A 5567-nucleotide genomic window follows, 5' to 3' on the forward strand; every position below is an offset into this window, starting at 1 on the left:
GGGGGGCCCCCGGGGGCGCCCGCGGGGGCCGGCCCCCCGGCCCCCCCCCCCCCGCCCGCCAAGCCCGCCAAGCCCGCCAAGCCCGCCAAGCCCGCCAAGCACAAGGCTCACCGCCGAAGCCGCCGAGCAGGCGCACGCCGGCACGTTGACGTCGTGTCCCCTGCTCAGGCGGCGGTCCGCAGACGTTCGTGCGCCCACTCTGCGAAGGTGGTCAGGTCGATACCCAGCGCACGAGCGAACTGCGGCCGGGCCGGCTGACCGACGACCTCCATGAACTCGTGCGTGGCACCCATGTCTCCCATTCCGGCGGCACGGGCCTGCTCCTCGGTCATGTCCGGGGCCGTCAGCGGCACGTCCAGAGCGCGGGAGAGGATCTGGGCGATCTCGGTCATGGTCAGGTAATCGCTGGCGAGTTCGAGTTCCACCCGGTGGAACTCGGCGGGGGCGGACACGGCAGCCGCCGCGGCCCTGCCCACGTCCTTGGCCGCTACGAGTGCCAGGTGCGTGCCCGGTTTGACGACAGTGACCAGACCCCCTTCGACGCCACGGGGGAAGTAGAACCGCATGGACGGCTCGAAGTTCTCCATGAAGAACGACGGCTTGAGCAACGTCCAGTAGGGAAAGTCGAGTTCGCGCAGCCGGTCCTGGATCGCAGCCTTCGTGCCGAGCGGCGCCTCCATCACCGCCCACCGGCCTTCGGCCCAGCCCGGGGCCTCGACGTGCTGACCCACACCACTGGTGGAGGACTGGACGAACTGCTCCACACCGGCGGCCCGCGCGATCGTCATGAGGTTGTCCGCCTGGCTGACCTCGCCGGCGAAGTCGAACCCCTGCTCGGTGTATGCGGGCATCTGCACGGAGAAGACGGCCCGCACGCCGTCCACGGCCGCCTCAAGAGTCGCAGGTTCGGTGAGATCGCCTACGAACAGACCGGCGCCGAGTTCTTCGACGGCCCGCGCACGCGGCGTGCTCGGGTCGCGCACCAGGGCGCGCACCGGTGTCCCCTGCGCGAGCAGGGCTCGGGCGGCGGCACCGCCTTGGCGGCCGGTGGCGCCGGTGACGAGAACCGGGGTTTCGGCAGTGGTCATGTGTGCATCTCCTCAGCGGTCGCGCACGCATAAACGGCGGGGTCCGCCGTTTCATGGTCGCTAGAATACGGTGGGGCCCGCCACTCATCAATGTTGGGGAGATCATGACCGGCCAGCGCTCGGACGCCCGCCGCAACTACGCGCACATCCTGACCGTGGCCGAGGCCGAGGTGGCGGCCCAGGGAGCCCAGGCGTCCCTGGAGCAGATCGCGCGCACCGCGGGCGTCGGTTCAGCTACCGTGAGGCGCCACTTCCCCACCCGCAAAGCCCTGCTGGAAGCCGTCTTCAAGCAGCGCGTCCACGACCTCTGCGAGCGCGCCCAGACGCTCCGCGCCGCGCACGACAGCCACTCCGCGCTGGTGGAATGGCTGCGCGAACTGCTCGCCTACTCACTCGCCGCACGTGGTCTGGCGGACGTCCTCTCCTACGAGCCCCTCCAGGACGAGGCCCCCCAGGACTCCTGTGCGCTGGCCATCGGCGCGGCCGGCGCCCTGCTGCTGCGCAGGGCTGTTGACGACCGGAGTGTCCGGGCTGACATCACCATCGACGATCTGCTCACACTGATCGTCGGAATCGCCCTGGCCACCGAGAGTTACGCCGACCCGGCGACGCAGGCGGACCGCGCCTTCCGACTCGCCGTCGCGGGCCTCGGCCCCGACGGCACCTGAGCACTCACATGGGAGGGCGGGTTCCATCGCCGCCCCCGCCGTACGGTCACGGGGCGATACCGAGGAGCTCCGGCTTGTCCGCCAGTGAGGCGAACCGGCCCGCCGGGTCAGCGATCAGGCGACGGGCCGTCAGATCCAGGATACCGCCCACCCCTTGGATCTCGGCGGCCACGGTGCCGTCCTCCTTGACGATCCGCTGCCGGACGCCGAAGGTCTTCTTCGCGCCGTAGCTGAGCTCGCAGCTGACGCGCACCCTGTCGCCGCCGCGCAGCTCCCGCAGGTACTTCACCGTCACCTCCAGCTGCACCGGGCCGATCCCATGGGCGAGCAGCTTCTCCTGGGCCACACCCGCCTCGCGCAGGAGTTCCCAGCGGGCGTGCTCCGCGTACTGGAGGTAGACGGCCTGGTTGAGATGGCCCTGGGTGTCGAGCTCGTAGCCCCGCACCGTGATATCGACGAAATAAGTCATGAACGCCGGAACGCCGCCCTGCCGTTCCGCATTCCTCTGACCATGGCGTGCGCAGCCTCTTTACGGAGCTGTCATGCCCAGGTAACTTCCACGGTGCAAGAGATTGCAGCAAGGTTCTGACAGGAATTTCTGTCCGTACGCACTGCTCGCCCGAACCCCGAGGCGCGTCCGGGTTCTCCGGCGGGATCCTCTCAGCCGCTCGCGGAACGGCTGTGCTGTCGGCAGCCGCGGTCCACCCGCCCGCGGCCCTCCCCTGGAGACACACAAGATGAGACGCACCCCCTTGCGGCTGCTCGGACGCCTGTCAGCGGCGGCCGTGGCGGCCCTGGTGACGGCGGGGCTCCTGGGCTCGTCGCCCGAGCCGCCAGGACCCGTTTCGGCCGTGCCCGTGGCCGCCTCGGAGTCCACCGCCACGGTCTTCTACTACACGAAGACCAGGAACTGGACGGCGTACAAGCTTCACTACGCACCCGACGGCGGATCATGGACCACCGTGCCCGGCGTGGCCATGGAGGCCGCGTGTACGGACTGGGTGAAGCAGACCGTCAGCCTGGGGAGCGCGGCCGGCCTGGCCGCGACGTTCAACAACGGCTCCGGCGTCTGGGACAACAACGGCGGCAAGAACTACGCCCTGGGCACCGGAAACATCACGGTCAAGGACGGGGTCGTGGCCCACAGCGACCCGTGCGCGGACACGGGTGCGGAGCCCGGTGAGGCGCACACCGCCTCGGTCTACTACTCGACGGCGACCGTCGGCTGGACGACCACCAACCTCCACTACCAGCCGGCGGGCGGCACCTGGACCACCGTGCCCGGCGTCGGCATGGAGGCAGCCTGCACCGGCTGGGTCAAGAAGTCGGTGGACCTCGGCACCGCCACCTCCATGCAGGCCACCTTCAACAACGGCAACGGGATCTGGGACAACAACAACGGCAGCAACTACACGGTTCCCGACGGGCTCTCCACGGTGAAGGCCGGGAAGGTCACCGCCGACGCCACCGACCCGTGCGCGACCGCCGCCCCGGACACCCAGGCACCCACCGCCCCCACGAAGGTGTCGGCGAGCGCCGACGGCGTATCGGTCGTGGTGACCTGGGACCCCTCCTCCGATGACCGCGGTGTGACGAAGTACCAGGTCACCCGCACGGGTGGCACCAAGGGCACGGTGGTGACCGACGTCAGCTCCACGGTCTTCTCCGACACGGGTCTGGAGGCGAAGACGGCGTACAGCTACACCGTCAAGGCCGTCGACGCCGCGGGGAACGTGTCGGCCGCCTCGGCCGCCGCGACCGCGACCACCGGCGAGAAGCCCACCGCCCCCGCCTCCGGGAAGCCGCTGGGCACCGACCCCCGCAAGGACCCGATCTACTTCGTGCTCACCGCCCGCTTCAACGACGGTGACACCACGAACAACCGGGGCGGCAGCCAGCACACGAAGTCGGGCAACGCGGCCAACGACGACCCCATGTTCAGGGGCGACTTCAAGGGCCTGGTCGAGAAGCTCGACTACATCAAGGGCCTCGGCATGTCGGCCGTCTGGATCACCCCGGTGGTGCTCAACCGGTCGGACTACGACTACCACGGCTACCACGGCTACGACTTCTACGAGGTCGACTCCCGTCTGGAGTCCGCGGGCGCCTCCTACCAGGACCTCATCGACGCGGCCCACGCCAAGGGCATGAAGATCTACCAGGACGTCGTCTACAACCACTCCTCGCGCTGGGGCGCCAAGGGCCTGTTCACCCCCAAGGCCTACGGAGTCCGCGACACGCAGTGGAGCTGGTACTACGACGAGAAGAACGAGGGCTTCGAATACGACGGTCTGACCGTCGAGACCAAGTCCGGGAAGTCGTACTACAACGGCGACCTGTGGTCCACCGCCGAACCCTCGGGCAACACGTGCGTCAACTGGGGCACCCCCACCCAGTACACCTCGCCGGAGGGCTACCGGATCTACAACTGCCAGTGGCCCAGCCCCACTTCGGGCATGTTCCCGAAGGCGTACTACCACAACTGCTGGATCGGCAACTGGGAGGGTGAGGACTCCCGCAGCTGCTGGCTGCACGACGACCTCGCCGACTTCAACACCGAGAGCGCGCCCGTGCAGAACTATCTGATCGGCGCGTACAACAAGTACATCGACATGGGCGTGGACGGCTTCCGCGTCGACACCGCCGTGCACATCCCCCGCACCACCTGGAACCGCCGCTTCCTGCCGGCCATCCAGGAGCGGGTGACCCAGCAGTTCGGTGCCGAGGCCGCGAAGAACTTCTTCGTCTTCGGCGAGGTCGCCGCCTTCGTCAACGACAAGTGGAACCGGGGCTCGGTCAACCACTCCGCGCAGTTCTACACCTGGAAGGAGCGCAAGGAGTACAGCGCGGACGACGAGAAGGCCGCCCTGGAGATGTACGACTACGAGCAGCAGCAGGGCACCGGCTCCCAGCCGACGTCCACCAACGCCTTCCTGAACGGCAACAGCTACCACGCTCCGGACCACAGCAAGTTCTCCGGGATGAACGTCATCGACATGCGCATGCACATGAACTTCGGTGACGCCGGCAACGCGTACAACAACGGCAAGGACTCCGACGACAGTTACAACGACGCCACCTACAACGTCGTGTACGTCGACAGCCACGACTACGGCCCCAACAAGAGCAGCGAGCGGTACGCGGGCGGGACCGACGCCTGGGCCGAGAACATGTCGCTGATGTGGACCTTCCGGGGCATCCCCACCCTGTACTACGGCTCCGAGATCGAGTTCCAGGCCGGCAAGAAGATCGACTGCGGGCCCACCTGCCCGCTGGAGACGACCGGACGGGCCTACTTCGGCGACCACGTCGCCGGCAGCGTGACGGCGTCGGACTTCGGCACGGTCTCCTCCGCGTCCGGTGCGGTCGCCGACACCCTGGCGAAGCCGCTGGTCAAGCACGTGCAGCGGCTGAACCAGATCCGCCGCGCGGTGCCCGCCCTCCAGATGGGGCAGTACTCCACCGAGGGCATCAGCGGCTCGATGGCCTACAAGCGCCGCTACACCGACGCGGCGAGCGGCACGGACAGCTTCGCTCTGGTGACGGTCTCGGGCAGCGCGACGTACACGGGCATCCCCAACGGCACCTACAAGGACGCCGTCACCGGGGACACCCAGGTGGTGACGGGCGGCACGCTCGCCGTGCCGGCACCGGGCAAGGGCAATCTGCGGGTGTACGTCCTCGACCTCGGCGGGAAGAACGCCGCGCCGGGGAAGATCGGGACCGCGGGCACGTATCTGAAGTGACCGGCGGCGTGACGGGCGCGCCCGTCACGCCTGGTTCGCACCTCCCGCACCGGCCCTGCGCAGGG

Annotated in this window: 4 protein-coding genes; 2 read left to right on the forward strand and 2 right to left on the reverse strand. The window is 68.8% G+C overall.

From position 1 onward, the window contains the following. Window positions 1-164: 164 nt before the first annotated feature. Window positions 165-1088, reverse strand: a complete 924-nt coding sequence (locus tag ACWCQM_RS40655; RefSeq protein ID WP_450920090.1) for an NmrA family NAD(P)-binding protein — start codon at window positions 1086-1088, stop codon at window positions 165-167. A 104-nt stretch (window positions 1089-1192) separates the two neighbouring features. Between ACWCQM_RS40655 and ACWCQM_RS40660 the strand changes: the two genes are divergently transcribed. Next, window positions 1193-1756 (forward strand): TetR/AcrR family transcriptional regulator, encoded by a 564-nt coding sequence (locus ACWCQM_RS40660; RefSeq protein WP_450920091.1) that lies wholly within the window; start codon window positions 1193-1195, stop codon window positions 1754-1756. Window positions 1757-1802: 46 nt separating this feature from the next. On the opposite strand, the gene ACWCQM_RS40665 is transcribed toward ACWCQM_RS40660, so the two are convergent. After that, window positions 1803-2225, reverse strand: a complete 423-nt coding sequence (locus ACWCQM_RS40665; RefSeq protein WP_450920092.1) for an acyl-CoA thioesterase — start codon at window positions 2223-2225, stop codon at window positions 1803-1805. A 268-nt stretch (window positions 2226-2493) separates the two neighbouring features. On the opposite strand from ACWCQM_RS40665, the gene ACWCQM_RS40670 reads away from it, so the two are divergent. Beyond that, window positions 2494-5502, forward strand: coding sequence for a carbohydrate binding domain-containing protein (locus tag ACWCQM_RS40670; RefSeq protein ID WP_450920093.1), 3009 nt, complete (start codon window positions 2494-2496; stop codon window positions 5500-5502). The last annotated feature ends 65 nt before the right edge of the window (window positions 5503-5567 follow it).

Source organism: Streptomyces sp. NPDC002125 (genome assembly GCF_053593715.1).